This is a genomic window from Spirosoma migulaei, assembly GCF_054776855.1.
Map to the genome: position 1 here is coordinate 118,634 of NZ_BAAHBG010000046.1, position 26,549 is coordinate 145,182.

Annotated in this window: 28 protein-coding genes and 1 pseudogene; 13 read left to right on the forward strand and 16 right to left on the reverse strand. The window is 41.8% G+C overall.

The window, feature by feature from the left end; translation table 11 throughout:
- From ACYVGO_RS37910 to ACYVGO_RS37920, 3 genes are all read right to left on the reverse strand, one after another.
- Positions 1-1,308, reverse strand: coding sequence for a GTPase-associated system all-helical protein GASH (locus tag ACYVGO_RS37910; RefSeq protein ID WP_460973999.1), 1,308 nt, complete (start codon positions 1,306-1,308; stop codon positions 1-3).
- 1,234 nt (positions 1,309-2,542) lie between these two features.
- The gene (locus tag ACYVGO_RS37915) at positions 2,543-3,019 is read right to left on the reverse strand and encodes an integrase core domain-containing protein (protein WP_460974029.1); all 477 of its coding nucleotides are present in this window, start codon (positions 3,017-3,019) and stop codon (positions 2,543-2,545) included.
- 55 nt (positions 3,020-3,074) lie between these two features.
- Positions 3,075-3,347, reverse strand: coding sequence for a transposase (locus ACYVGO_RS37920; RefSeq protein ID WP_460974000.1), 273 nt, complete (start codon positions 3,345-3,347; stop codon positions 3,075-3,077).
- A 713-nt stretch (positions 3,348-4,060) separates the two neighbouring features.
- Here ACYVGO_RS37920 and ACYVGO_RS37925 point away from each other — a divergent pair.
- From ACYVGO_RS37925 to ACYVGO_RS37940, 4 genes and pseudogenes are all read left to right on the forward strand, one after another.
- Positions 4,061-5,902 (forward strand): sensor histidine kinase, encoded by a 1,842-nt coding sequence (locus ACYVGO_RS37925; protein ID WP_460974001.1) that lies wholly within the window; start codon positions 4,061-4,063, stop codon positions 5,900-5,902.
- A 3-nt stretch (positions 5,903-5,905) separates the two neighbouring features.
- Positions 5,906-6,304, forward strand: a complete 399-nt coding sequence (locus ACYVGO_RS37930) for a response regulator (RefSeq protein ID WP_460974002.1) — start codon at positions 5,906-5,908, stop codon at positions 6,302-6,304.
- A gap of 231 nt (positions 6,305-6,535) precedes the next feature.
- On the forward strand, positions 6,536-6,727 hold the full coding sequence (locus tag ACYVGO_RS37935; protein WP_460974003.1) for a tetratricopeptide repeat protein: 192 nt from the start codon (positions 6,536-6,538) through the stop codon (positions 6,725-6,727).
- Between the two features lie 465 nt (positions 6,728-7,192).
- Positions 7,193-7,351 (forward strand): annotated as a pseudogene (locus ACYVGO_RS37940) (lmo0937 family membrane protein).
- A gap of 97 nt (positions 7,352-7,448) precedes the next feature.
- On the opposite strand, the gene ACYVGO_RS37945 reads toward ACYVGO_RS37940, so the two are convergent.
- Positions 7,449-7,772, reverse strand: coding sequence for a hypothetical protein (locus ACYVGO_RS37945; RefSeq protein ID WP_460974004.1), 324 nt, complete (start codon positions 7,770-7,772; stop codon positions 7,449-7,451).
- 384 nt (positions 7,773-8,156) lie between these two features.
- On the opposite strand from ACYVGO_RS37945, the gene ACYVGO_RS37950 reads away from it, so the two are divergent.
- Positions 8,157-8,612 (forward strand): response regulator, encoded by a 456-nt coding sequence (locus tag ACYVGO_RS37950; RefSeq protein WP_460974005.1) that lies wholly within the window; start codon positions 8,157-8,159, stop codon positions 8,610-8,612.
- Here the strand turns inward: ACYVGO_RS37950 and ACYVGO_RS37955 are convergent, their stop codons facing one another.
- Positions 8,613-8,882, reverse strand: a complete 270-nt coding sequence (locus ACYVGO_RS37955; protein WP_460974006.1) for a hypothetical protein — start codon at positions 8,880-8,882, stop codon at positions 8,613-8,615.
- Between the two features lie 220 nt (positions 8,883-9,102).
- Positions 9,103-9,660 (reverse strand): RNA polymerase sigma factor, encoded by a 558-nt coding sequence (locus ACYVGO_RS37960; RefSeq protein ID WP_460974007.1) that lies wholly within the window; start codon positions 9,658-9,660, stop codon positions 9,103-9,105.
- A 161-nt stretch (positions 9,661-9,821) separates the two neighbouring features.
- Here ACYVGO_RS37960 and ACYVGO_RS37965 point away from each other — a divergent pair, with 161 nt between their 5' ends.
- From ACYVGO_RS37965 to ACYVGO_RS37975, 3 genes are all read left to right on the forward strand, one after another.
- The gene (locus tag ACYVGO_RS37965; protein WP_460974008.1) at positions 9,822-10,010 is read left to right on the forward strand and encodes a hypothetical protein; all 189 of its coding nucleotides are present in this window, start codon (positions 9,822-9,824) and stop codon (positions 10,008-10,010) included.
- Between the two features lie 135 nt (positions 10,011-10,145).
- Positions 10,146-10,859, forward strand: coding sequence for a hypothetical protein (locus ACYVGO_RS37970; RefSeq protein WP_460974009.1), 714 nt, complete (start codon positions 10,146-10,148; stop codon positions 10,857-10,859).
- Positions 10,860-10,896: 37 nt separating this feature from the next.
- Positions 10,897-11,406 (forward strand): hypothetical protein, encoded by a 510-nt coding sequence (locus ACYVGO_RS37975; protein WP_460974010.1) that lies wholly within the window; start codon positions 10,897-10,899, stop codon positions 11,404-11,406.
- A 572-nt stretch (positions 11,407-11,978) separates the two neighbouring features.
- On the opposite strand, the gene ACYVGO_RS37980 is transcribed toward ACYVGO_RS37975, so the two are convergent.
- Both ACYVGO_RS37980 and ACYVGO_RS37985 read right to left on the reverse strand, forming a co-directional pair.
- A complete protein-coding gene (locus tag ACYVGO_RS37980) occupies positions 11,979-12,428 on the reverse strand; it encodes a response regulator (RefSeq protein ID WP_460974011.1) in 450 nt (149 codons plus the stop codon).
- A gap of 396 nt (positions 12,429-12,824) precedes the next feature.
- Positions 12,825-13,295 carry a hypothetical protein gene (locus ACYVGO_RS37985; protein WP_460974012.1) on the reverse strand — a complete coding sequence of 157 codons (471 nt, stop codon included), beginning with the start codon at positions 13,293-13,295 and terminating at the stop codon, positions 12,825-12,827.
- 395 nt (positions 13,296-13,690) lie between these two features.
- Here ACYVGO_RS37985 and ACYVGO_RS37990 point away from each other — a divergent pair, with 395 nt between their 5' ends.
- On the forward strand, positions 13,691-14,287 hold the full coding sequence (locus ACYVGO_RS37990) for a DUF6088 family protein (protein ID WP_460974013.1): 597 nt from the start codon (positions 13,691-13,693) through the stop codon (positions 14,285-14,287).
- On the forward strand, positions 14,277-15,233 hold the full coding sequence (locus tag ACYVGO_RS37995; RefSeq protein ID WP_460974014.1) for a nucleotidyl transferase AbiEii/AbiGii toxin family protein: 957 nt from the start codon (positions 14,277-14,279) through the stop codon (positions 15,231-15,233). The genes ACYVGO_RS37990 and ACYVGO_RS37995 overlap by 11 nt, the downstream gene beginning before the upstream one ends.
- A 22-nt stretch (positions 15,234-15,255) precedes the next feature.
- Here ACYVGO_RS37995 and ACYVGO_RS38000 read toward each other — a convergent pair whose 3' ends face one another.
- The 3 genes from ACYVGO_RS38000 to ACYVGO_RS38010 all read right to left on the reverse strand — a co-directional run bounded on the left by ACYVGO_RS38000 (position 15,256) and on the right by ACYVGO_RS38010 (position 17,273).
- Positions 15,256-15,714, reverse strand: a complete 459-nt coding sequence (locus tag ACYVGO_RS38000; protein ID WP_460974030.1) for a hypothetical protein — start codon at positions 15,712-15,714, stop codon at positions 15,256-15,258.
- An 85-nt stretch (positions 15,715-15,799) separates the two neighbouring features.
- The gene (locus ACYVGO_RS38005; RefSeq protein ID WP_460974015.1) at positions 15,800-17,137 is read right to left on the reverse strand and encodes a radical SAM protein; all 1,338 of its coding nucleotides are present in this window, start codon (positions 17,135-17,137) and stop codon (positions 15,800-15,802) included.
- A complete protein-coding gene (locus ACYVGO_RS38010; RefSeq protein ID WP_460974016.1) occupies positions 17,094-17,273 on the reverse strand; it encodes a hypothetical protein in 180 nt (59 codons plus the stop codon). The genes ACYVGO_RS38005 and ACYVGO_RS38010 overlap by 44 nt, the downstream gene beginning before the upstream one ends.
- A 138-nt stretch (positions 17,274-17,411) precedes the next feature.
- Between ACYVGO_RS38010 and ACYVGO_RS38015 the strand changes: the two genes are divergently transcribed.
- From ACYVGO_RS38015 to ACYVGO_RS38025, 3 genes are all read left to right on the forward strand, one after another.
- Entirely contained in the window at positions 17,412-17,807 is a 396-nt protein-coding gene (locus tag ACYVGO_RS38015; RefSeq protein WP_460974017.1) for a helix-turn-helix domain-containing protein, read from the forward strand.
- 87 nt (positions 17,808-17,894) lie between these two features.
- Positions 17,895-18,374 carry a hypothetical protein gene (locus ACYVGO_RS38020; protein WP_460974018.1) on the forward strand — a complete coding sequence of 160 codons (480 nt, stop codon included), beginning with the start codon at positions 17,895-17,897 and terminating at the stop codon, positions 18,372-18,374.
- Positions 18,375-18,394: 20 nt separating this feature from the next.
- The gene (locus ACYVGO_RS38025) at positions 18,395-22,711 is read left to right on the forward strand and encodes an NACHT domain-containing protein (RefSeq protein WP_460974019.1); all 4,317 of its coding nucleotides are present in this window, start codon (positions 18,395-18,397) and stop codon (positions 22,709-22,711) included.
- Between the two features lie 182 nt (positions 22,712-22,893).
- On the opposite strand, the gene ACYVGO_RS38030 is transcribed toward ACYVGO_RS38025, so the two are convergent.
- The 5 genes from ACYVGO_RS38030 to ACYVGO_RS38050 form a co-directional block, all read right to left on the reverse strand.
- Entirely contained in the window at positions 22,894-23,061 is a 168-nt protein-coding gene (locus ACYVGO_RS38030; protein WP_460974020.1) for a hypothetical protein, read from the reverse strand.
- Between the two features lie 52 nt (positions 23,062-23,113).
- Positions 23,114-24,064: an MvdC/MvdD family ATP grasp protein gene (locus ACYVGO_RS38035; RefSeq protein WP_460974022.1), complete on the reverse strand. Its 951-nt coding sequence runs from the start codon at positions 24,062-24,064 to the stop codon at positions 23,114-23,116.
- A gap of 206 nt (positions 24,065-24,270) precedes the next feature.
- The gene (locus ACYVGO_RS38040) at positions 24,271-24,513 is read right to left on the reverse strand and encodes a hypothetical protein (RefSeq protein WP_460974023.1); all 243 of its coding nucleotides are present in this window, start codon (positions 24,511-24,513) and stop codon (positions 24,271-24,273) included.
- A gap of 2 nt (positions 24,514-24,515) precedes the next feature.
- Positions 24,516-24,785, reverse strand: coding sequence for a helix-turn-helix domain-containing protein (locus ACYVGO_RS38045; protein WP_460974024.1), 270 nt, complete (start codon positions 24,783-24,785; stop codon positions 24,516-24,518).
- Between the two features lie 130 nt (positions 24,786-24,915).
- Complete coding sequence (locus ACYVGO_RS38050; protein WP_460974025.1) at positions 24,916-26,130, reverse strand: phage integrase SAM-like domain-containing protein; 1,215 nt, start codon at positions 26,128-26,130, stop codon at positions 24,916-24,918.
- Between the last annotated feature and the right edge of the window lie 419 nt (positions 26,131-26,549).

The window sequence follows — 26,549 nt, forward strand, 5'->3', positions numbered from 1 at the left end:
TTATTTAGTGGTTGTCAGTTTATGTGCTTGCAACCCATGAAACAACCACACCGCCAGATCGGACAATGTCAGTTTGGCTGTTTTTTCGACACCCGTTTCTTTAAAAAAGTGTGCGGGTTCACCCGACTGCACGACATTGGCCCAGGCAATAAGTACGGGTTTGCGTGCGTCTCCTCCTGCAGCATATTCATTTAAAGCTTTTTGAATGTCCTTGTGCAGGTTGCTGCTCTCCTTTAACCAGTCGGTGAGCAGGCGTTCTTTCTCTGCTTGCTCTCTGTGCACGTCTTTCAATGTTTCCCGAAGCAGGTAATCCACACTTTCTGGGTAGATAGCCTCCACCTGTTGGGCAAGATCGAGCGCCATGGCAACGGCCGCGTTCAATGGGTCTAAGCTGCGGTAGCTGGTATTCAGTGAACGAGAATACAGCGATTGCTTCCACCAGAGGAGCTCGCTGCGCTTGTTGTTAGCGGTAATGCTGCTAGCTAACGAGGTATTTAAATCTTCGAAAAACGGTTGAAGTTGGGAGAAGTAGGCATCAAGATATTTTTGAATGGAGGTGGAGTTTGAGAAAATGGATTTTGCTTGTTGGGATAATGCTGAGTTGACAACTTCAGTAATTCTAGCAGCAGATTGTTCAGCCGCATATTTTGGCCAACTCCAATCATTATTACCTTGATAATGAGGGTTTTTTCCTCCGCCAGCATGTTGACTCCATCCTTGATAAACCATCGCGTCAAGTAAGTGCTTCTTTAGAACCTTTTCATCTATTACAGCCTCATTCACTCCTGAGATGGATACGTCTGTTTTCTTAAATTCAGTTGCCTGAAGTTTACGGCTAATTCCCCATGCAGCCTGTCCATTTTCCTCAGTTTGGTTGGCTAACCCCTGTAAAAGATTACGAATCACGCTCTCCTCGGAACCCAGTTGATAATGCCCAATCACATCTCGGGCAGTCAGCCAGACCAGTGCTGCCGTGGCCACATCATCTTTAGACAGTTGACTAAGCGATTCCAGGATCACGGCTCGAATATAGGTAGTGGATTTATCCTTAGTGGCAGTCACACTGTTCTTAAAAGCAGGCCATTTACTGATGATCACATTTTCCACCAGTTGCACTACAGGGTCGTTGTCTTTAACCAGTGGGTCGAGTGCAACAAGTGTAAATGGTATTATGTCGGCCTTAACCTTCTTTTTCGTCAGGTGGGTACTGACTTCCTTTACGGCCTTTTTCAGGTTTTCGATATTCTCTTGAACATCAGTTTTGATGTGCTGTTCGTTAAGGTAGGATTGAAGTATTGATTCAGTCATCTTGAAATGGTTTCTTGTGGTAATTCAATAAATAGACCACTATAGGTTCTATGTCTTTTTGACATATTATTCAACTATTTATGTCACATTTGACAGAGCTATTGAATTCAGTCCAAAATCCGACCTGTTTTTTGTTTCATCATTCCTCTTTTAAATGTGCCACAACTCTCAAATATACGCGACTCGGTTGAGTCAATCTAACCGGTAATGCTGTATTGACCCAATGAAACGGCAAACTATGTTAATCAACTGATATACCTGTTTTCCTCGTTTCTTACCGAGGTAGCCAGACCACACAACAGGGCTTTTGCTTACGTTGGGGTTGATAGCGGTGTGGAGTAACCAACTCTCGGACACAGCACCTTTCTCTTATCAAAAAGCCAGACCCATAAATCAGGTCCGGCTTGGCGCACTACAATCTTTGTTTAAGAGCTTGATCAACTGCTCGACAAACGGCATAACGTATCGCTTGGACGCAGAGCGATTTACGGGTTATCAAGGCACAAGCGCCCCTCTAGAGGCCGTACAACGGATTGTTAAATATGCGTTGATTGAGCCGACTGACCTAAGCGGTCAATTTTTCAGTGAAGAGTACTTTCCTGCCCCGGCTACATGCACTTGGTGGGACTGACTAATCAGGTGCCTATCGGCTGATGAATATCTGGGCCCCAAGCAAGGTTACCTTGAGTTCTCAAAGTATCAAAACTAAATTATTTCTTCTCTCTTTTACCTGATTATATACACTACTTAGCTATCCGGAGAACCCTTGACAGTTCGCTCATAACGGTCTGGTCGCCAGTTCAAGTCTGGCCGGGCCCACCATTTAATTCAATTACTTATTTATAATCCTATAATCGCAAAGTATATCGTGGGGTTACGCCGGGGTTACATTCCGGATGTGTATTCGTTTTTCGTGCCGTATTAAAATTAGTTTTTTGTGTCAAGAGTTAAATTTTGGGGTCCTCCACGTTCCTGAAGCGGGTGTCGATCTGGCAGACAAACCCAACCCATATCTTGATGTTCAAATGAATGCTTTAACAATTCTAGAAGCAATAATGCAAAAAGAAAAATCCTGCCCGAATAATTCGGGCAGGATTAAAATATCGTTATTTCCCTTGTTTCAAGAGGACATCAGCTTTTGCTAGAGTAGATTCTGTCCTCCTCCCCTAAAGCGTAACCACTGAATGCTGGAATCGAACACCCGATTGATACACACTATCAGGCGTTTGATACTTCAAGGCTGAGTGAGGCCTCTCGAAGTTATAACGCTGCACCAAACATCCAACGCTTCTTGAACCTGATGGATCGTTTGAAAGACCTGTAGATTTAAACATTCGCGTCGGATCGTGCCATTGAGCCGCTCTACTAGCCCATTTTGCATAGGCTTGCCTGGCTGAGTATACCGGATTTCAATACCATGTTTAAGGCCAAATTTGGTCATGGCAATGCTGATCATTTCAGGCCCATTATCGCAACGAATGTACTCAGGCTTACCATGAGTGGCCACCATCTGCTCCAGATAACCTACTAACTTTTTGGCCTTAAATGCGCCTTGAGCCACTACCAACAGGAACTTTCGGCTATATTCATCCAAGACATTGAGAATCCGTGTTTTCTTTTCTACCATGACCTCATCGCTGAAAAAGTCTAACGACCAGCCTTGATTTACCTGACTGGCTGCTAACGTATTAGGATTTTCTCGCTTGATAATTTTTCGTGCATGGAGACGTTACGCACCATCTCAACAGTTTGCCGGGCTGTAGGGCCTACATCTTTTTTAGGAGTTTGTAGGCTTCCTGAAGAATATCGTAGTCTAAACTTTTGTCTGCAAATAGTTTTTTCAGACGAGCATTCTCAGCCTCTAACTCCTTCATTCGTTTCAGTTCTTCAGTGTCCATGCCGCCATATTTGTTACGCCAATTGTAAAAGGTAGCTGGGGAGATATTGTGCTGACGACAAATTTCGTCAATCGATTGCCCTTGAGCGGGCAGGGCCAAGATTTCGACAATCTTAGCTTCACTGAATTGGCTCTTTTTCATGATAAACCATTGATTAGATGTAAAATACATGTTTTCTACTTATCAATGGCTACGCTGTTCGGAGGCAGGACAGGTGAACCTATAAAATCAGATTAGCCAGATGCAACGAGATTTAGACAAAGCGCTTAAAACCTGGAAGCAAACATAAAAAATCCGAGTAGTAGGTCTAATCAGACAAAAAGCTACAATAGGAATATAGATAATCTGTCCCTCCTTGACAAAAGATTTTGCGCTAATTCTGAAAATGCCAAGAGGCCCCAGAATAAGCATTCAATCCGTATTGTCGAAGCCGATCAAGTCTTCTGAACTCATCCAGCCATTGACCCAATAAAGCCCCCTTTTCCGCCAGATATTATTTAAAAAGTTGATTCAGTTAGTTAAGCAATCAGAGTCCGAGCAACTAGTAAGTATGGCCTAATTTTGATTTGTGTCGAGAGCCTAATTTGTGTGTAAGCCTCGCCTATCCTTTCTGGAAGGAACGGCCTCTGTATCTTCTTTGTGATCGGTTAGGCTATAAGTATCTATACCTTAATAAATACAAACAAATAAGAGTCATTTACTCATGTTCGTATAATTATAGTTTTAAACATTCTCTAGAATTGATGCTTATAAGGATAGTTTTGCCTATTTTGGCAGAAAGTGTGCTTTTGTCCTTTGCACGATTAAATTAATAACCCGTTTATGCACTGGCTACTCCTACTCCAGTGACAACCATGCAGACTAAACTTGATCTGTACCGTAAGGCAGTTTCCCTAGCCCAACTGGGCATCTGGGAACGAAACCTGGTAACGGAAGAACTCTACTGGAATACTGTCGTACGGACTATTTATGAAGTAGAGCCCGAGTTTGTTCCATCGGCGGAACGTAATTTGGTGTTTTATCTGGATAAGGTTGCCGCTCAACAATTGATCCATGACGTGATGGAATCCCGCCAACCTAAAACGGGAACGTTTCAACTTCGGGCGACAAGCGGTACGATCAAATGGGTACGCATCAGAGCCAATGTCCATCTGGAAGCGGGTGCCTGTACCGCTTTATATGGCACCGTGGAAGATATTACCCAAGAAGTCACCCTGATCAATGCCTACCTAGAAAAAGAACAACGCTTTCAGCAGGCATTTGATTTTGCCCCCATGGGTATGGCGCTGGTTTCACCGGAAGGCAATTGGCTTAAAGTCAACAACAGTCTTTGCCAACTAGTAGGCTACCCGGAAGATGAACTGCTACAGGTCACCTTCCAGGATCTCACCTACCCAGATGACCTCGATGCTGATCTAAAACAAATGAAGCAGTTGTTGGTGGGGGCAATCAATAGATACAGTATCGAAAAACGATACATCCATAAAAATGGTCAGCCGATCTGGGCACTTTTGAATGTTTCACTGGTACGTGACCAACAAGGCACTCCCTTATATTTTGTTTCGCAAGTGAAGGATATATCCGAACGAAAGAAATATATAGATGTCTTACAGCGGGAACGATTACGGCTGGATAATATTATCCACAGTACGGGTGTTGGGACCTGGGAATGGGATCTGGCCAGTAATCTAGTCATTTGCAATGACCGATCAGTGGCTATCTTAGGCTATACTTCCTATGAATTAAGCAGCGACATGACGACCTGGCATAGCCTGATTCATCCGGATGATCAGCCCGCTAATGCACGACTACTTAAGCAATGTTTTCAACGAACACTCGATTTTTATGCCTCCGAATGCCGTATGTTGCATCAAGATGGCCGTTGGATTTGGGTGGAAATTCGGGGAAAAGTCATTGACTGGTCAGAAGCCGATCAGCCACTGTTTATGCTGGGAACGTACATGGATATTCACGAGCGCAAAAGCTTGGAAGAAGAGCAGCGTAAAACGTTAGAAATCGTGAGTGAGCAAAATAGCCGTCTGTTAAACTTTGCCCATATTGTTTCTCACAATCTCCGTTCCCATGCCGGCAATATTCAAATGCTAGTGGATATCCTGATCCATGAACAGAATGAAGAAGAACGGCAAGAATATACCGCCATGCTCCGCTCAAATACCACTAATTTACAGGAAACACTGGTGCATCTCAATGAGGTGGTTCAGGTACAGGGTACGGATCCAAAAAATAAAACAACGGTAAAGCTACGTCATGAACTAGAACGCGTCCTGACTAGTTTGTCCGAGTCGCTTCGAGCGACTCAAGCTCAGGTGCATATCGACGTCAGTGAGCAGCTAGCCATTCGGTATGATCCGGCTTACCTGGAAAGTATTTTATTGAATCTGATCAGTAACTGCATCAAATATCGACATCCAGATCGGCCACTCATGATCACCATCGTGGCCTCAACCGGAATGTGTTTCACCCTACTGAAGATAACCGATAATGGGTTAGGTATTGATCTGCAGATGCATGGTCATAAGCTGTTTGGTATGTATAAGACCTTTCATGGCAATACCGATGCACGTGGCATTGGCTTATTTCTGACTAAAAATCAGGTAGAAGCTATGAATGGTCGAATTACGGTTGAAAGCCAGGTCAATGTCGGCACCACCTTTACTGTCACAATCAACTCATAACCAATGAAAAAACTGGATATTGCCTGCGTGGTCGATGATGATAAACTGTACACCCATATCCTGTCCAAACAGATGAAAATAACCAATTTTTGTGAGACCTTGCTGGTCTTTCATCATGGTCTGGACGCCTGGAATTACCTCAAACCCATCCTGGCCTCGCCAGAACTCTTACCGGATGTGATTCTATTGGATTTGAATATGCCCGTCATGGATGGGTGGCAATTTCTGGATGCGTTTGTCGACAGTAATCCCGCCAAGAAAATAACGATCTATATAGTCAGCTCTTCGATTGATTTGGCAGATCATGCCAAAGCGGCGAGTTATAAGGACGTTTCCCGTTTTTACATCAAGCCGATTACGAAAGAAAACCTGGAAGAGATGCTCACCGCCGTTCATGCTTGATCGTTGGGTAAAACGGCCGTGGCGCAGCTAGGCAGAAGCAGTAGGATTGATTAAAACTTGGAACTACCAATATACCATTCAATATATTTTTACACTAAGTATTTATACTTAGTGTATATTGGTAACAGTTAAAATCCTATTGTTATGAACCTATTCAGTACTATTTTTAGGGGTGGAAGAAAGCCTAGCTCACCCCAATCATCGGAGATACTTCCGAGTCCGCTTGTCGATATGCATTTGGTAGAAGCCCGGCAAAGCTTTAAAACGGGTGACTACCCAAAAGCGCTACTTCATTGCCAAGAAGCCTTGAAGTTAGATGCTACGAATGCGGAAGCCTATCGTGTCCGGGGGGTTACCAAATATCAACTTCAGGATCCAACTGGCGCCGCGGAAGATTTTCAATGCTCCTTGCAATTCAGTTAATTCAACCTGGTAAACCAGGCTTAGTTGATTGCTACTTTACCTCCAAAGTCGGAAAAGTCATTACTAATTGTCTACCCCCGCCTTTAGACTTCGCGTCAATTTCTAATGCTCGGTTCTATCCATCGTAACCAGAAGCTAGCGGTCTTTGGTTGTTACTGAACTAAGGATTTTATTACGAATATGCGTTTGTAAGCCGCTTAATAGACTATTGTGTAAATAGTCGTACTATTTTTCACCGACTAGTACCCTGTTTAATGTTAAAGCATCCTGCTTTTGGGAAATCAGCATGTTTGGTTCTATCCACACCAACAGAGGTCATCCCGTAAGGAACACACGATGATCAACATACTGTTTTTACCCCTATTCTGTGGGTGTTCGAGTCCTCTTGATTAATTCATAGGGATAACATTTCTAAGCACTTATAAGTTAGGTAAGAAGTCAACTTCACTCTACACATTCCTACTCATGGGCAATCTGCTATTTACCATTGCTGTTATCTTAATCATTATCTAGCTACTTGGCTTCTTGGGCGTTTTAGGCACTGGTATTGCCAGCAGTGGTCTCATTCATATCCTACTGGTAATAGCGGTGATCGCGATCATTTTACGGTTGATTCGGGATTGATAGCCCATAGAGCCTTCTAAATGGCTTGCCTAAATTATAAAAGTGTCCCTTAGTCGCCTTATTACTAACCTTGTTGACCAGCGGCCTTTTTCTCAGCTTAATTCACACCCGACAGATACTCCTCTGCTGGGTCAGGGTATTCGGCTAGCAAGGGCACAATTTTTTGCCAATAGTCGATCAAAAACCAGTGGATATTCATTTGGGGATCGTCAATCTGCTCAAAGGCAGCGATCATCTCATCATCTAGGTTGGGGGGTGCCTTTTTGATGACAAAGGTCAGGCCAAAATAGATGGCTTCCAATTCGAAGTGGCTAAATTCATGTTCCAAGCTTCGAGGCACGACACCTGGAAAGACCACTTCTGTGGTAACCAGCGTTTTGATGTATTCTTTGAGTAAGTAAATATTCTTCCGCAGAGGCATGAAGATCTTGTTTCTAATGGCATCGAATGATCTATCTTGGGGTAATATACGTTTATCTAATTATACCCCTAGTCAAATTGTGTCAAATTGACACAAGAATTAATTAAGTGGCGGCTTGTCGTATCATTCTGATTAGAACCCTTCCTCTTAAGTTCCAGCATACCGATTTTAACACATTTTATGCGGTGGTAATATTGTAGAAATTGTAATATGGCTTTGACCATCCTAAATCCATTGGCTTAATCCACAGTCTGTTTGTAGTGGTCTTTTCTTACCTCCCTGTAAGTATTCACATCTATTAAACGATGATTAAAACAATTGAAAAAACATAATCTTTCGTATTTTAGCAAAACAAGATACTTGATAAAACGCCACCGTACGAGAATGAAAACGACCTTTAACGTGCTGATCGTGGACGATGACGAAGACGACCAATATTTGATAAAAGCCGCTTTTGAGAGGGACTCACACCATTACAACCTGCAATTTGCGGCGGATGGAACCGACGTATTAGAAAATATTGAAGGCCCTCAATTTCTACCTGATCTGATCTTATTGGATCTAAACATGCCTGTCATCAATGGCTTCGAGGTGCTCAAACATTTGAAGAATTCCCCACTTTATCGGCATGTGCCCGTGGTTGTTTTAACCACGTCTGATGATGAGGATGATATTAATCGCGCCTATCAATTGGGAGCCAATACATTTTTAACCAAACCGATTAATCATCAGGCTTTAGTGGATTTAGCCGAACAGATTCGCTTGTATTGGTTTACATTGGCTAAGACTCCGAGCCGTCAGATGAATCACAAACCAGACGATCAAACGAATATAAATTGATCAAGCCAGGATCAATTCCCATTCCTGGCGGAGTTGCTTTAACGGTTCTTTTATTGGCTTTCCATCAAAGGCTTCGATTGGTAATAGTATATGTTGCCCATTGTCAATCAGTTCAATGTGAATCAGTTGCCAGCCCTTCTTGGGTAACATCGTCAGGGCTTCCAAACACATTTCTAGTTCAATAGCTCCGTAGGCCAAACTTCGATATTCACCTTGTGGGCTGATAGCCAGAAAGATCACCATTGCCATTGTGTTTAACCGTTGTTTCAATGGCTAACCACTTTAGGATAATTGTGGAATGATTTTGTTGGATAAACCTATTCAACGGCCTACGTTGTTACCTTATTGGTATTCTTGTTAAATCATTATATACCTAATAAGGTAATTCTGTTTGTTTTGTTATCTTATAATCGCCAGGTGTGTTGGCTCAATATCATTACTCTGTTTCCTATCTTTCTTTTCTAAATCAAAAGGAATATACTTGCAGTTTTCAACCAACAACATGATAGTGTCGAATATCTTGGCAGAATTGGTGTTTTAAAAGTTGTAAAGCCATCCGATAGCGTGTTTTGACCGTACCTAACGGCAAACAGAGTTGAGTAGCTATCTCTTGTTTTGTGTAATCCCCGTAAAACGTTAGTTCAACTATGTGCCGATATTTTGGCTCTAGATAAATAAGCATGGATTGATACAGCGGACCATCCGAAAAGCTAAGATAGCATGATTGATCGTTGTGTCTGGCTAAGTACTCGTTGGCTGACCGGCGCACCTTTTGCTTTCTCAACTCATCTAAGGCAATATTCTGAGTGATGGTTAACAACCAGGTAAACAGACGGCCCTGCTGAGCATCATAACTATCAATTGTTGACCAGATTTTGATAAATACATCCTGAAGCAAATCTTCTGCTCGTGGCTGATCCTTCACCAATCGCAAAAGCGTCCCTAAAAGGGCGGGTGAATAGGCGTCATATAAAGTAGAAAATGCCGTAGGTGATTTAGCTTTGAGAGCTTGAACCAACTCGATTTCCGCTTGCAAAACAGCGTTCATGCAAAATGCGTTAATTGACCTCTAGGAATTTAAGATAAACCAACCTAAATTTAAAATGTTATTATATACGTGAAATTACCGTTTTCGGTTTCGTACTTTACTTTCCAAAGTACGAAAATCACTTCTTAATCTCTTCGCCAGAATGATGACTATCTTAGGCTATGCAGGACGCTCAATCTGTATTCAAGCAAGTGTATCTAGAGACCAATAGTATTGAAATGGGGATTGCAGAGCTCAAACGGCATGGCTTTAGCCAAAATGATACGATTCAGGTGCTAATGCACGTATTGAACATGACCGTTGTGGAAGCCGATAAACGTGTGATGAACTCATTGGTATGGAGCAACTAAATTGACAAACCAACATTTATTGATATTTTTTTGTAGATTGGTCATCTATTAGGTAAGCACTTCTAACTGAGGCTCCTTCTCCGCCCCCTGTCGTCTAAGCTGTCGGTCGGGATACTTCATTACTAACCATAGTAAATGACACGGCATGCGAACGAATTGTCTGGTTCGAACCAACAGGCTTTCACCCGCTTTTATGATACCTATGCCCCTAAGGTGTGGGGCCTTATTCTTCGCGCCAAACTGCCTAGTTTGCAGTCCGAACGTATTCTAAGCAACACCTTCAAGAAGGCTTGGCCACAGCTTAGCCAGCAGACATCAACCAATGCGTCTACGTTTACTTGGCTACTCTCCTTAGCTTATAGCGAGGGATTGCCGTCTATCCAACCAGCAGAACTAATGCAAAATGACAATCGTTCATCAAAACCTGTATATGTTTTACTGGCAGGGTGTAACCCCAACGATCAAGCCTTGCTGGCACAGAGTTTGAAAACCAGTATGCCCCAGATTGATATTGGCTTTATCACAACCGCCAATCAGACATTACAGCACTTGCAAAATATATCGTTGGAAGCCAATAAGTTTCCTCGACTACTCTTGTTGAATGTAGAAGGATCATACGACCAGGTCGATTGGCCGATTTTACAACAAATCAAAGCCAATTATCGTCAATTACCCATTGTGCTTATTAGTACAGACCAACAAGGTGACTTTGCTTTACAAGCTTATGATCTTGGCATTAATTCCTTCTTGATCAAGCCCTTAGACTTAGATGAGTGGAAAACGAAATTGGCCGCACTGGCCGACTACTGGCTTTCCATTGTTACCTTGCCCAATCAACAAAAACGCTAAAGCGATTTAAAAGCCGGTCATTCTACTCAATTGAGCTATGGTTTTTTTCTTAACGACGATTGATCAACAGGGGGTGTCTCGCGAATTTTCTCTGATAGGTGACTTAGAAGTAGCCTGTAAACTCTTTGATCATGTCGCCCAAAAAGGCCATATCCTGCTTAAAGCAAGCGTTGTAGACGGCGACCGATCCAGTGATCTTCCACTTGAATCGTTTTATGGGCCAGCCAGCTTGCCAGTTATCGAAGCACTCGAGCGGGAGTGGCAACACATCTTAAGTGAGCCCATTAACATTCGATCCGTTTGTGCCCAGAAACTTCCTAATATGATTTCTAAGCGGATCAAGCGACATAAAACTTGCATTTTTCAGTTAGAGCAAGCTGTTGTCCAAGCAGAGCAACGTCTTCAACGCGTTGCTACAACCATTCATCGTGAACCCCACCGAGGTCGGATGCTTCATCAGCTCGAAGGCCTCCTAAAGCGCCACCAGCAAAACTTAGCTACTGAACGAGCCAGCTTCTTCACGTTCTTAGATCAAGTAATTCACTAAACAAACTGGCTAGAGGGATCGACTAACTTTGATCAACCTTGTCACATTGAATACCTTCGGTTGTGTTGTCATACCGCCATTAAATCGTTTCATACTTTTCTTCCCCTAAAGCAAGAAGGGAGCCCGTTACCTAGGTTTAGCTAACAAACTAGTTCCACATATAGTATCGGCTGGTTTAGTCATTACACGAATGGCTAAACGGATGGAAATGATACACTTTTGAGCTGTCAATCCCAAGGTCGACACACGAAGCTTGCTTTATGGAGGTTCAACACTTGAGGATTGTTTCGAAACCTTAACCATGATGACTAACGAAGGGTGGAAATTACTCCATGCTGATTTAATTACCAAGGAAACACCGATGGCACTACCTATCAAAGCTTTTGATGGTGTTTCTTTAACAGAGCCACAATAAGAGCTTTGTCATGAGTGGGAAATGATTTTAGTTTGATCAGCTTTTCCGTCATTATGCTATTTCGTACTTTACTTCCCAAAGTACGAAATAGCATAGGATCGCTTCAACTAAAAATTTATGGTTTTATATAGGTGCTAGGGGCCTGATTTAAGGCTAGTCAATGGTAGAGGGTGACTACTTCCCCCCAATACTTGTACAGCATTTCAAAATCGCTAATCAGGCGTAAAAAATTGGTAGGTTTGCCCAAGAAAGAATGCGCACCTAGATCGTAAGCCGTTTTAACATGATCTGGATCTTGAAAAATACTTAGCACAATTACGGGCAATGTAGGCCAGTCTAATCGGATTGTTTTGAGTAATTGCCATCCTGCTTCGGGATATGGCAGATAAATATCTAGAAAAACCAGTTTTGGAAACTCAATGTGACTACTCTTTTCTTGCTTTAGAAATGCCAGAGCTTCTGGGGCCGTCGAAAAAAAAGTAGGTTTTGCTTGTGGAATAGCTTTTTGCAAGCAAAACTTAAGAAGAAATTGGTAATCGGCGTTGTCCTCAACAATTAGTATTGGGAAAGGGCGATTAAGGGCGGGACGATTAATGTTGTCAACCATTGTTAAAGAGATTTATTCCTCAATCGACTCTCCTCGTGCCGAATTTCTAGATGTAATATAATATTTTTAAGATAAAGCCGGTTTCGTAATTTTCTTCTTAAAGTACGAAAGCTGACCCCCGTTTGACCCCCCTCCCCGCCCCTGAAACTTGACGTTTTGGGCGTTTCTGGTATCTTTATTTTCGTATTTCCTAGAATAGTACGAAAATGGAATTATTGGAAATCGGCTAATCTTCACGTGTTGTCACCCTTGCAATTCTAATATGTCATATTAGAATTGCAAGGGTGATCCTAAAAGTTCAGTGAAGGAAAATCATATCTATGGCACCCTATTCGGTGTTTTAAGTTTGTACGATGTTCGATCTGTTTCGACAGTCTACTCTAGCAAAAGCCTGTTTTATCGTTCAATATTCTCTTCCAGCATATATCGGGAAAACCACTGAAAATCACGCTCAATGGTCGTTTTATTATCGTAAATATCGTGGGACTCTACTTTCAAGCTAATTGGTGTCAGTTGTTTTCGGGCATGATCAATGGCCGCTTCATCCTCATGATCGTCAAAGCGTGTCTCAAAAATCGTTAGAGACGAATTTGGCAACACAATCCGCGTGACCGAGTCATTGGTTGGGGCAAACAGATAAGATTTTTGCTCAAGGTTGATACAGGCTTCTATACTGGTATAATCCACACCATTTTTGCGACAGGTTATTCTGTCAATGATTAAAGGGCCAAGACCATTATTACGTAGGTGAACTGCTATTACCTGTTGGCGGTCCTCCAACACAATCTGTCCTAACGGCTTAAGCGACTTTTCGTTATGAAGCCGTTGCAGATACAGTTGATAAAACGTGGCAAGCAACGCTAGCACTGAAATCAAAATTGCCAAGACAACCCTTCTTTCCGATCTTTCACAGACCCGCTAACCAGTTGATACAAGATAATTTTGCCTTGAAAACAAAAATAAGCTACATGGGTCTTTAAAGTACACAATCCCTATATCAATTAATCATGATGATCAAGCGGCAAAATCAAGCTATTATATTTCGGTTGAGCGGCTCTATCAATATTCGAGCGCTCAAATCATCCCATAATATAAACCACCCCTATTCTCGCTTATATGCCATATCTTATATCATTTATCTATTTTTTAACAAAACATTACTAATCAGATATTTGCCATACAATTTTGCATGAATCGTGAATTAATATTCTTGCATTTACGTTTCTACTGAGCTATAATTACAACATCATAAAGAGGTCATCATGAAAATAGACGAGCTTAAAAGCCACCTCAAAAAGGGGGAGGTTTATCGGAGAGTTGATTTGGCCAAATGGTCAAAGTCGATTGATCGTCATTTAGATCAGCTTGTTGCCGACGGAACACTGCAAAAACTGGCAACAGGCATGTATTATGTGCCGAAAGAAACTGCCTTTGGACAAACACCGCCAAACGAAGAAATCCTAATACGCCGATTTTTAAACGATGATCGGTTCCTATTAACCTCTCCCAATAGTTATAATAGCTTAGGAGTTGGAACCACGCAGCTTTATAACAAACGCATTGTCTACAATCATAAACGTCATGGCGAGTTTAAACTCGGCAATCGAAACTTTTCGTTCCGTAAAAAGCCCCATTTCCCAAAAAAGGCCACCCAAGAATTTTTATTAGTGGACCTGCTCAATAATCTGGACACACTGGCCGAGGATCAAAATCATGTTTTAAAAAACGTATTTACAAAGGCCTTAACAATGGATACCCACAAGCTGAAACAAGCGGCTTCAGAATATGGCCATGTGAAAACCAAGAAATTATTAGAACCCTTTATCCAAACTGGCGAACAGTCCCACTATGCCCACTAGTTATCTGCACGAACGCAGGGATTTTCTAGATTTACTGCGTATCCTTGAAGAGGAAACGGGTATTCAAGCCGGTTTGATCGAAAAGGATTATTGGATCATGCACGTGCTGTATGGGCTAAAAAAGCAACCATTCGACTTCGAGTTAAAAGGTGGAACATCCCTGTCGAAAGGCTATAAGATCATCGACCGTTTTTCCGAAGATATTGACATCCATATCAAAGCTCCGGCTGCACTAGGGGTTAATGAAAACCCGAAGAACACCAAAAAACAGGCTGTAGAAGGCCGAAAAGCATTTTACGACTGGCTGGCCGCGACCATAAAAATAGATGGGATTGTATCCGTCGAACGAGATACCAATTTTGATGACACAGAACATTACCGTAGCGGAGGTATACGATTACATTATCAAAGCCAAACCGAAACGATTGACGGCGTTAAAGAGGGGATATTGCTCGAAGCTGGATTTGACACCGTTCGTCCCAATCAAGCTCTAACGATTTCATCATGGGCATTCGACAAAGCGATTGCGAATCCCAAAATCAGTATCATCGACAATCGAGCCATCGATATCCTTTGTTATCACCCTGGCTACACGTTCGTCGAAAAACTGCAAACCATTGCGACGAAGTTTCGCCAAGAGCAGCAAGGTGGAGAAGTTCGTGTTAATTTTATGCGGCAATATTATGACGTTGCTCAATTATTAGACAATGAACAAGTGCTTGCATTCATTGGCACTGACGACTACGAACAACACAAACAAACCCGATTTCCGAAAGTAGACTTGGTTGTTCCAATAGCCGAAAACGAGGCTTTTTTATTGAATGATCCTGCCATGAGAGCAAAATTTAAAAGTCGCTATGAAGGCACCTCATCACTTTATTATAATGGACAGCTAGAGTTTTTAGCTATTCTGGCCAAAGTTCAGGAGCATTTACACAAGCTGTAATTCTATATTGATTACAGCTTTGCTATTTATCAGCATACCTTAAAAACCACTGAAAAGCACGCTCAAGAGTCGTTTTGTTATCATAGATGTCACGGAACTCCACTTTTAAGGTGATCGGTGCCAGTTGCTCACGGGCATGTTCAATGGCCGCATCATCTTCATATTCATCAAAGCGTGTTTCAAAAATCGTTAGCGAGGAATTCGGCAGCACAACCCGCGTAACCGCGTCATTGGTTGGGGCAAACAGATAGGATTTGGGTGCCAGAAAAGCAAGGCATTCTTCCAAATCGGCATGGACCATTCCATTCTTACTACAGCTCATCTTTTCGATGATTAAAGGCCCTAATCCGTTGTTGCGCAACTGAACGGCAAGTGTCTTTCGTTGGTCTTCCAATACAATCTGTCCCAGCGGCTTAAGGGACTTTTCATTATGAATACGTTGCAGATATAATTGATAAAACGTGGCTAGCAATGCTAGCACTGAAATCAAAACTGCCAAGTTGGCCTCCCATGACGCAAACGCTTATGATGCAGAAAGTACCTTCTTACCAAAAGGTGCTTTCCAGTTAGGCTATTATTCTATAATCTTGCAATAATTTCAATCGTTCCCGGGCCTGCAATTCATAGATCAATGGAATAAATCGATGATAGAGGCTGCATTGCGGGTCTTTACCATTCACCCTATATACCGGACAGCCACTGGTGCAAACTGCCCTGTAACGACAGGAATGGCAATCTTGAGACTTCATATCTTCATAATGGCTGCCCTGCTCGATCATATCCACCAAATCCATATCCGTGTTGAAGAGATTATATGATAGCTGGGTGTCATCGCCAAAATGGACATGGCAATAATTGACTGTGCCATCCACATAGATCGCCCCACCCGAAAAACCCGATGCGCAGGTCTGAAAGCCTAACCCACTGGGCTTTAGATCACAGAATTGATGACGCTGGGAAAATCGCCAGCCATGTCCGATGGCCTCTTTCATCAACCCATAGGATTCCGATAAGTATTTGTCCAGCTTTTCCGCATCAATAGCTTCACCTTTCACAATCGAATAGCGAAATGGAACATCCAGATCGATAAGATAACGCGTTAGACGTGGTAACCCCAGCAGGTTGCTGTTCGTAACAACTGTATTGGTCGATACCGGAATTTTCTGCGCTAACAGAGTCCGCAAATTCCGGTCAATGAGTGCAAAGCTCCCTGCCCCTGACTTAAACGTGCGGGTACTGTCGTGATCCACATCTAACCCATCCAACGAAATCCCATAGCTAATACCGTACTCCTTTGAGAAGGCTACTATCTCATTGGTTAAAATAGTCAGGTTGGTAATAAATGAGCATTCCAACTGACAACCGATGTCCTGCAAGGTTCTTTTGGCCTGTGGAATAAAGGGTTTCCAGGCTTTGAACTGACTAAGGGGCTCTCCTCCCGCCAAGCGCAGTTTGATGGACTTGAGGCCACGTTTCTGAACCGTCTCCACCATCTTATTCAATAACTGTTGGCGGGTCGTCTCCGACATGCCCGACGTGGTGTTGAGCGTTGAGATATAGCAGTAGCTACAGGTCAGATTGCACCGATTGGTGGTGTGAATCCAAAAATTGAGCGATTTGGGGCTATTCGGCTTTCGCGGTGAACTAAACAGCTGGTCAAACCGGATGATTTCGGTTCGAGCCAGCAGGTTTAAAAACTCCTCAACCACATCAGCCGCAATACCGAATTTCTCGCTTAGGGCTGATATCGAAGTTTGATTGTCAACAGCCGCTAGAATGTCAGACTGCGCCCGGCTAAGAATCCGTAACGAATTCGGGTAAGCACAGTTGACGGCAAAGGCATGTTGATCGTCAATAGCTCTAAGCAGCAGTTGTGGTGACTTGATCGGTACGAATGTCTTCATCGTCTGCGGTTGAAGAATAGCTGATACAATCGCAATTGGCATTTGCGGATGGAATAATCAATTCATGTTGTCCGAATAGCTGTTTGATGACAGAGGCATCATCGAATAAGATGCTTTGTTGATCTATCGTTGTCATGGCAGTAAGTTTAGATTCTAGTCGGGCCTTTAATAGGCTAATTTTTTAGCAATAATAGAAGCATAAGATAAAATGTAAGCTAATTTTGGCTTTAAGAATTTAAAGCTGTACTTATAATAATCTAATATGGCCACTATCATGACTATTGGTGAAAAGATTAGGAGCCTACGTGCAATTAAAGGTTACTCTCAGGAGACAATGGCTGATCTGATCGGCATCTCATCCATTGCTTATAGCAACATAGAACGGAATAAGACTGATATTAGCCACTCTCGCTTAGAGCAGATTGCAAAAGTACTAGGAATGGATCTTATCAGCCTGCTTTCCCACGGAGAACAGATTGCCAACATCTTCAGTAACTGTACAAACAATAATGTAGTTGGCACAGGCAACATTGTATATTCAGAGCAGGAACTCCGTCATCAATTAGAAAAGGCCAACTTGACTATCGCTTTGCTAACAGCAGAAAAAAATAAAGCTGAAATGGAGGCTAATTACTGGAAGGAAAAATACACGCATGAACAAAAATCATGAGCTTGCCTTCCACAAGACCATTCTTGATGTACCGGTTCTCTTTGCAAATTCATAAATTTGCAAATCAGGCACTTAAGATGCATATATATGTCGTACAGCGACCTTTTAGCCCAACAGGACAAAGAACTTGAACGGCTCAATCAGGAGTATTATGCGGATCAGGCAACGATCCGGCAACTGCAAAACGATCATTACGATAAGGCAAAGTATGATGGCCAGTTAGATCGGCTCAAAACACTCCACGAAAAGAAGGTCAAAGATGTACAAACACGTTTTGCACAGGAACAACGTGAATATTTAGGAGAGCCAACCCCACCGGAACCATCACCTGATATTTCCCAGAGCCAGGATAAGGCGGCTGACATGATCAAGGCTTACAGACAGCAACAAACTTCAACTCAAACCGAGGATCAACAAAGCACGGGCGGAGGTCAAGAAGTCAAACGATCTCAGCTTATTAAAGGCCAGCCTGTCGATGAAGATGAAGTCAAAAGGCTAGCGCAACAGACCCGTGAAAAACGCGAGCAAAAGTACCAACAACAGCATCGGCGTGGTTTTAGACGATAAATTAATACAGCTATTAACTCTTGGAACAATTTATAGAGCTCAATCGCATATTTTACCAATTATCAGCTCCTTTCGGTCATGCTGCTAAAAGTGATAATATAGATCTAGAAGAGGCTGTTGATTCTCGAATGGGAAGATCTATAAACTGGGATGAGTTAGTCAAAGAATATCGTGTCGTCATACTCGCCGAAGCAGGAGCCGGAAAAACTCAAGAGATTCGCCATACCACAAAAGCTCTTAAAAGAGATGGCAAGAATGCATTTTTCATTCGTCTTGAGCACATATGCGATGGTTTAGAAAGCGCATTTGAAATTGGGACATACCAAGGATTTACTAGTTGGTTGAATTCAAATGAAGAGGGCTGGCTATTTTTAGATTCTGTAGATGAAGCACGATTGCGAGATCCGAGAGACTTTCAAAAAGCAATTCGGAAAATAGCCTCGCAAATATCTGACGCCCTTTTAAGAGTACATATCGTTATCACTTCCCGTGTAACCGCTTGGAGGCCAAAAACAGATTTACAACTCTGCGATGAGCAATTTCCAATTACATCTTTGCATGAAAAGACCAGTACCGAAGAGCTTCATTTAGATGAAGCTCCTATAACACCCACAGATAAGAAGGCGGGATTTAAAATATATTCATTAGCCGATTTAACTAGGGAACAAATTATCTCTTTTATATCATCGAAGGGAATTGAAGATAGCTCTAAATTCTTACAGGAAATCGAGAGCCAGGACGGCTGGGCATTTACAACGCGTCCCCAAGATTTAGAAGAGCTAATAGAGTTTTGGAATGATAATTATCGAATAGGTACCCGTTTCGAGCTAATGCAACACAGCGTGGCACGGAGGTTAAAAGAAAGAGACCAAGATAGGGCCGAAAGCATGCCTTTAGCCTTAGAAAAGGCACAGAAAGGTGTTCGTCTTCTTGCGGCTGCATGCGCCGTAATGAACGAGTCAATAATAAGAATTCCAGATGGGACAAACAACTCAAAAGGTATAGATATAAAATCCATTTTGATCGGTTGGGACGATAAGGCATGCCAAATATTATTAAACCTACCAATATTCGATGAAGCGATTTATGGCTCTGTTCGCTTTCATCATAGATCCGTGCGAGAATATTTAGCTGCAGAATGGTTTTCTGAAGAGTTGAAAAACGAAGGTTCACGACAGAAAATTGAAAGCTTATTTTTTCGTAACCAATATGGGTTACAGGTTGTATTGCCCTCTTTTAAACCAATCTTGTCATGGCTCGTTTTGTTTGATTCTAAAGTAATGTACAAGGTATATGAGCTTGAGCCTGAAATTATCTTACAAGGCGGAGATCCGAGTAAACTGCCGCTAGAAATAAGAAGAGAAATCCTTATTTCAGTTTGTCACAAAATTTCACTAGGCTTATCTGACAGATCTATTGAAAACTATGCATCAATAGCACGTTTTGCTTTGCCTGATATGGCAGACATTATTGTTGATTTAATCGAGAAATATAAATCCAATAAAAGTACCACCGATTATTTATTAAATTTGATTTGGCATGGGCGTATAAAACAAGCCTTGCCAATAGCAAAAAACTTCGTTTTAAATCCTCAAACGGAGAAATATATTAGAATTACGGCCCTGAAGGTTGTAAAAGAGATAGGTATACAAAGAGATTTGAACGCGGTAATAGACGTATTTATTCATGAATCAGAGCCGCATGATAGAAGTTTTTTCGCTGAGTTAATCAACTCCTTAGAGACAGGTAGCGAATCTGTGAGGTATATCCTGAAAGGGCTAGACAATACTCAACCTAAAAAGCGATACGACCATGATCCGTTAGGTTATGCGCTCGTGAACTTTATTGAGCGTTTAGATTGCGATGCTGCTTCCGAATTGGTGATCGGGATTGATAAATTTCTACGGTCTGAGCCAGTAATTGAACCAAACCATTGTGAAATTTCACAACAATACGGGTGGCTGTTACCGATAAGTGCAAAAGCAATCGAAACATTAATTCTAAATAAGGACTCAGCGATATTTAGCCCTGAAAGCTTATTTGTATTGATAGAGTTACCAGCCTTTACAGAATATGGTGATTTTGATGACTTCCCTTTGAATTCTGATATATCGGAACAAATTGCTCAATGGAAAGAATTAAATCATGCCTTATTCTGGAAGACAATTGAAGAAACAAGAAAGAAGCACGAAAGACCTTTGACTAACTTTTGGGAAGTCTGGGGAAGGAGAGCATACTGGCACTTTGAGAAAAGTGACTTCGATTCTATTACTACAGATATCTCAAGTCGTCTGCTTTTAGATGACCGGCTGGTTGCCCTTTCTCTAGCTTTCCGAATTTATCAAGACAATGGTTGTCTAAAAGAATGGTTTAATAGTATTGAAAAGGCGGTTGCTAATGATGAAAATTTAAAGACAAGGTTTAACGAATTTTTGCAACCGCCTATCCATCCCGATGAATTAAAAAGGCTAAAAAAGGAAGACGCTCAAAGGAAGCGCAAGAATAAAGAGCGGGAGAAAAAGCGGCTAAAAGAACATGTTGATAATGTAAAATGGCTTAACAAAAATTATCAAGAGCTTCGATTTAATGGTTTAGAAAAAGGCTGTATTTCAAATCCTCAATACTTCATGTTTGAGCGTATGCATAGTTCAAAGGGAAGTTTTAGTCTAACCGTTGGGAATTGGCAGAGCTTGATAAAAGACTATGGGAAGGAGGTGGCTGAAGCTTTTCGGGATGGTCTAGTCGGTTTTTGGAGGACATACATCCCAACATTCCTCTCTGAAAGTGGAGAAATAGATAATAAAATTCCGGATGCCATTTCTTTTGGATTATCTGGGCTTGAAATAGAATCAACTGAGACCCCTAACTGGCCACAAGCCCTTAGCCTGGAAGATGCCAAAACAGCCTGTCGATATGTCTTCCAAGAGCTAAATAGCTTTCCTGATTGGTTCCCTAAATTATACAAGGAATTCCCTGATATCATCCATCAATTAGTAATTCATGAAATCAAATGGGAGTTGAAAGTTGGAACCCCAAATACATCTAGGCTTTATATTCTAAGCAAGGTTAGCTATCAATGTGATTGGTTATGGGATGGAATTGCTCCAGCCCTATTTCAAGCGTTAGAAAAAGAACCTGGCAATGCAAACGATCTGGGTGAAGCGTTGGGAATAATTGAAAGAAGTTCAACTGTATCGGATAATGATCTTGCTGCTTTTGCGGAAAGGAAATGCAATGCGATTATTCCATGGCCAAATACTTCTCATTGGTATGCTACTTGGATAGGTATAGATCCTGAACCAGCTATACAATCATTCAAGTCATATCTTGCGACGCTTTTTGTGCAGAATAGAGATGATGCAAAGGATCTGGCAATGATGACTATTGTCAATCTGATGGGAAATAGACGGTCTAAATCGATCCTTAAAGAAAGCATTAAAACACCGCAACATCTCAAAGAGCTTTATACTCTCATGCATCAATACATTCGAGTTAATGAAGACATTGAAAGGGCTAATACGGGTGTTTATTCACCAGGATTACGCGATGACGCGCAGGAAGCACGTAACAATCTATTCACTATATTAAAAAATATACCGGGTAAAGAATCATATCTGGCCATAGTTGAGCTATCAAAAATGCATCCAGTAGAAAGTTATCGTAACTGGATGATAAAAAGTGCTAAAGAGCGTGCAGAAATTGATGCTGATAATTCCAATTGGACTGTTGAAAGATTTGTTGAATATGCCAGAACGTTAGAAAGCAGGCCAACTAACCATCGTGAGCTCTTCGATTTGGGAGTCCAACGTTTACTGGATTTGAAACATGACCTTGAAGAGGATGATGGAAGCTTTTCTTCGACATTAGCCAAAGAAAACGAAGAAACCGGCATTCGAAAGTTCATTGCCAAGTGGTGTAACGATAGAGCGAAAGACAGATATTTCTTGACCCAAGAAGAAGAGCTTGCGGATGCCAAACGGCCAGACTGCCGTTTTGTGAGCTCACTCTTTGATGCTCCCGTTCCGTTGGAACTTAAATTAGCTGATAACTGGAAGAGCTCAGCTTTTTTTGAGCGTTTAGAAAACCAGTTATGCAGGGATTATTTGCGGGACTGCAAATCTAACCGAGGTATATATGTATTAGTATATCGGGGCAAAAGAACTAGATGGGAACTACCCGACGGTAATCATAATGCAACTTTTGATGAGCTAATTATTGCTCTTCAGGAGCACTGGAATAATCTATCTTCCAAATACCCAAAGGTGGAGCAGATTGCCGTTATTGGGATTGATCTGACAAAGCGCATGAATCGCGTAAAAGCATCCAAAAAGAAGTAAATACGGGATGGTTTATATGAAGTAATCAAGACTTATAAACAAAACGGATGCGCCACAAAAAGATAAACCGTTGGTTATCAGACTGGTTATTGCTTCATAAGTCGACCATTTCTACCTAGATTCAAAAGAAATAAGGCCGTATTAGTTCGATACTAATACGGCCCTGTTACCACAAAAATGATCTATGCGCCTTCGTTAGGGCGGTCAAAATCGCTTTCATTATCTCTCTCGGCAGCATAAGTGGACGACTTCGTTGCCGTCTTATGACCTGACGCGTAAATGTGTTTGACGTTTGGGTTTTTGGGTTGCCAATTCCAAATGTCGGATGGGTTGATAACGTCCGATTGCATCGGTTCAAGAAATCTAGTTGAAAATGTGTGCATTGTGCTAGTAATTTGATGTTTAAACGAGCCATTCAGCAATTGCCTTAGAAATGGGCATTCCCGTCAAGTCTTCTACCCAAAGATACTGACCTAGCGGATTAATTTCCAGAAAAATCCAATCATTATTTGGATTAACAATAAAATCTAAAGCGCCATAGCTCAGACCTAGTTTTATCATTAATGTATTTACCCCTTTTCTGATATGTGCAGGCGGCTCGATAGCGATATAAGGTGTACTTTTTAAATCATATCTCCGCCAGTCAATGCGCGAAACTTCCGACATCTGCGAATCTATTTTTGCTACAAAGTGCTGGTCACCAACTATCGTGTAACGTACCTCGTATTGCTTTTCTATATACTCCTGTAACACAATTGGGTTTTCGCCTATCACCTCAAATTCACTTAAACTATCGGTCGTAATGACGTTAGTATATAGCCCCTGAAATGTACCATCCGATACTTGGTATACGTCTTGGTACATTAGTTTAAAGGCTACCCTCCCATAGATAGATGCAAACTCAACTAACTCTCGCTTATCATTAGAAATAAGGGTTGGTGGCATTTGTAATCCACACTCAGCCGCCATACTGGCTTGCAGATATTTGTTTTCCGCTCTGAACACCTCCCTAAACGGGGTTAACCAAGGTAGATGACTCAGGGTTGAGTACATACCTTGCAATGTCTTATTCCACTCTCCCTTCCACAGCTTAAAATTATTTGACCTATCAACATCCTGCTGTAGAGTAGTGTTGACATAGGATTTTCGCAGCCACACCTTGGAAATTTGGCTTAGCTGATAGGTTTCCTTATCGGTCTTTATAGACCAATCCCCAGACTTGTAGGTGACGATTGTTTTCTGTAGGTTCTCAACATCTTGATCAAAGCGAACAAAGTCGGCGTCAAACACCTTGAGATGTTCAATAACCGCGTCTGCATGTACATCGTCTTTATCGGTAAAAATTAAAATCATACTAACTTATTGTTACACCACCTTTTGGGTGGCTGATTTAGTTTTTGGGCTTCCCCAGTAAACTTGCTCTTACACACTTTATACGTACATTCAATGACGAATACCGAATAGAAAATAGTTTGAGTGTATGGCGAAAATGTGTTGGCAGATAAATTACACGAGAGCCAACCGCTGAGGTAACATAACTTACTACAAAAACTTATGATTTATCGCTTTCTTCTAATCGTCTGCTTTTGTCGTTCACGAATGGCTTTCATCTCAGCAACGAGCTTTTCATGCTCATACTGGGTTTTTCCTTGCACTATAGCCCTGCTGTAATCGTTGGGAGGATTATCGCTCTGGGACTTCACAATTTTATCTAATAGCTCCGGCTCATGTTTGGCCAGTTGGTAGCCATGATTATAACCTTTTACGAACTCAGGGGATGGTTCTTCTTCGTTTTCTGTCATGGCTAAAAGGTTTCTTTGGAATGGCGGGATAAATAATCGTTGATGGAATCGCTGTCGTATAAGATGATTTTCCTTTCAGGCTGCGAAAACCGAATACTGCCTTCATCACGAAGTTTCTGCAAAGTCGTTTTGCTCTGGATACGCAACTTCTTCATGGCTTCACTGCCCGAAATCCATTTATCCTCCCTGACCGCTTGCTGTTGCTGAACCCGTTCAAGAACCTTGTCGATCAAGGCGTAAAAAGCTTCATCGTGTAGACAGATAACTTCCATTGTACTTTTTGACCAAAATAGAGAGTCTACCGGTAAAAGCTATACGAACCACCTAAATACTGACTTTTATTTATGGCTGTTTTATTTAACGGACTAATAGTCAACTGACTGCTTACTTCATTTTCTTAACTCACCCCAAAAGTCGTTCATTGTAATTGTCAAGAATATTGATCGGTAAACCTTTCAGATAGATTTCGGTGGTTTTTACGCTGGAATGGCCAAGCATGGTACTAATAGCAGTAAGCGGAATATCGTGTAGCATTGCCTGGGTCGCAAATGAATGTCGGCTTACATAGCTTGTCAGATTTGAGTCAATTCCACATAGCGAGGCCAATATCTTCAGTTTTTTATTGTACCGTTTTCTGGCCCATTGGATGTCCTTTTCACGAAGGGTTGGCGAGTCCCGTTTCAGGATCGGAAAGACGAACTTGGAATCTGGAGTTTGTTGCATGTAATGAACCAGTATGCTTTCAAGCTGCGGGGTAATCTTAATATCATACAGCTTTCCCGTTTTTCTCCGGCGATACCGTACACGCCCGTTTTCCACAGCGCTTTTTTCCAGGTAAGCCATATCCGCGAAGTTCATTCCGTACATCATGTAACTAGCAACGAAATAATTCCGGGTATTGAAGCACAGATGGTTGGCCGGAATGTCCAGTTGAATAATCGTTTTAAGAAACTCTGCGTCCAAAGCCCGTTTTTCAGTAGGGGCAGTCTTAATCTTATAATCATTGAACGGATACAATTCCTTATCTGCTACCCCAGACTTAATGGCCTTGTTGTAAATGGCCCTGATTGTCCGCATATACACAGCTAGACCATTGGCGCCATTCCCTTTGCTTTTATGGTTGGTCTCGAATCTGGCAAGAAAATCATAGGTAATCTCCTTGAACAATAAATCCTTGCCCTTGCGGTATTCTTTCAAAACGCTGATTAAGCCTTTATACGATCTGGCCGTACCAACCCGGTGCGCTTTAATCAGTTCATCCATGCATTGACTGGCGAATTGCAGAAATGAATCCTTGGCTTCTTTCTGCGTGATCCGATCTTTCAACGACGTGATTGATAGAGTTTGCAAGGTGCCCAATTCATGGAGCTTGAGAATGATGTCCATCGCATCGGTCTTCTCCTTCTCAATCTGATTGTTCAGTCGAGTAACAGAACTGACGCCCTTGTAGCTTTTTTTAATAGCTCGTTTTTTCTCATCCCAATCCGCTACAGCAACGCTTATCCCAATGGGGATAGCGGTTGTTTGTGCATTATGGCCCAGCCGCATAATGACCGGATAAGTGCCGTCCTTTTTGGCCCGGCGTGTATCTAAGGAAATCACGACGTTTGTGTTCATGAATTAAAGATACGAAAAAATTTGCACAAGATTTGCACAAGGGATCCGTATTTAAGCGGTTTATTGTGAAATTACATATTTACTAAAATACTAATAATCAGTTCATTATAAATCATATCAAACCATATTAAACCAATAATCTGCTGACTGTTAATCAGAGGGTCGCTGGTTCGAGCCCAGCTTCGGGAGCCCTGTAAATCAAGGAGTTGCACAACAGTGCAGCTCCTTTTTGTTTTTATTTGCAAACAGATTTGCAAACATGCTCTCACATAGGATCAAATCCAAAAGTTGTGGAGGGCATTGTATTTATCTAGGTTTGTGCGTTTAATCAAACCGCGTCGTTTTGGAAAGCTTCTTACCCATTATCCAGTTTCTATTACCTGAGTTCATTCTAGAAAATTTCGAATTGACAGCCATTG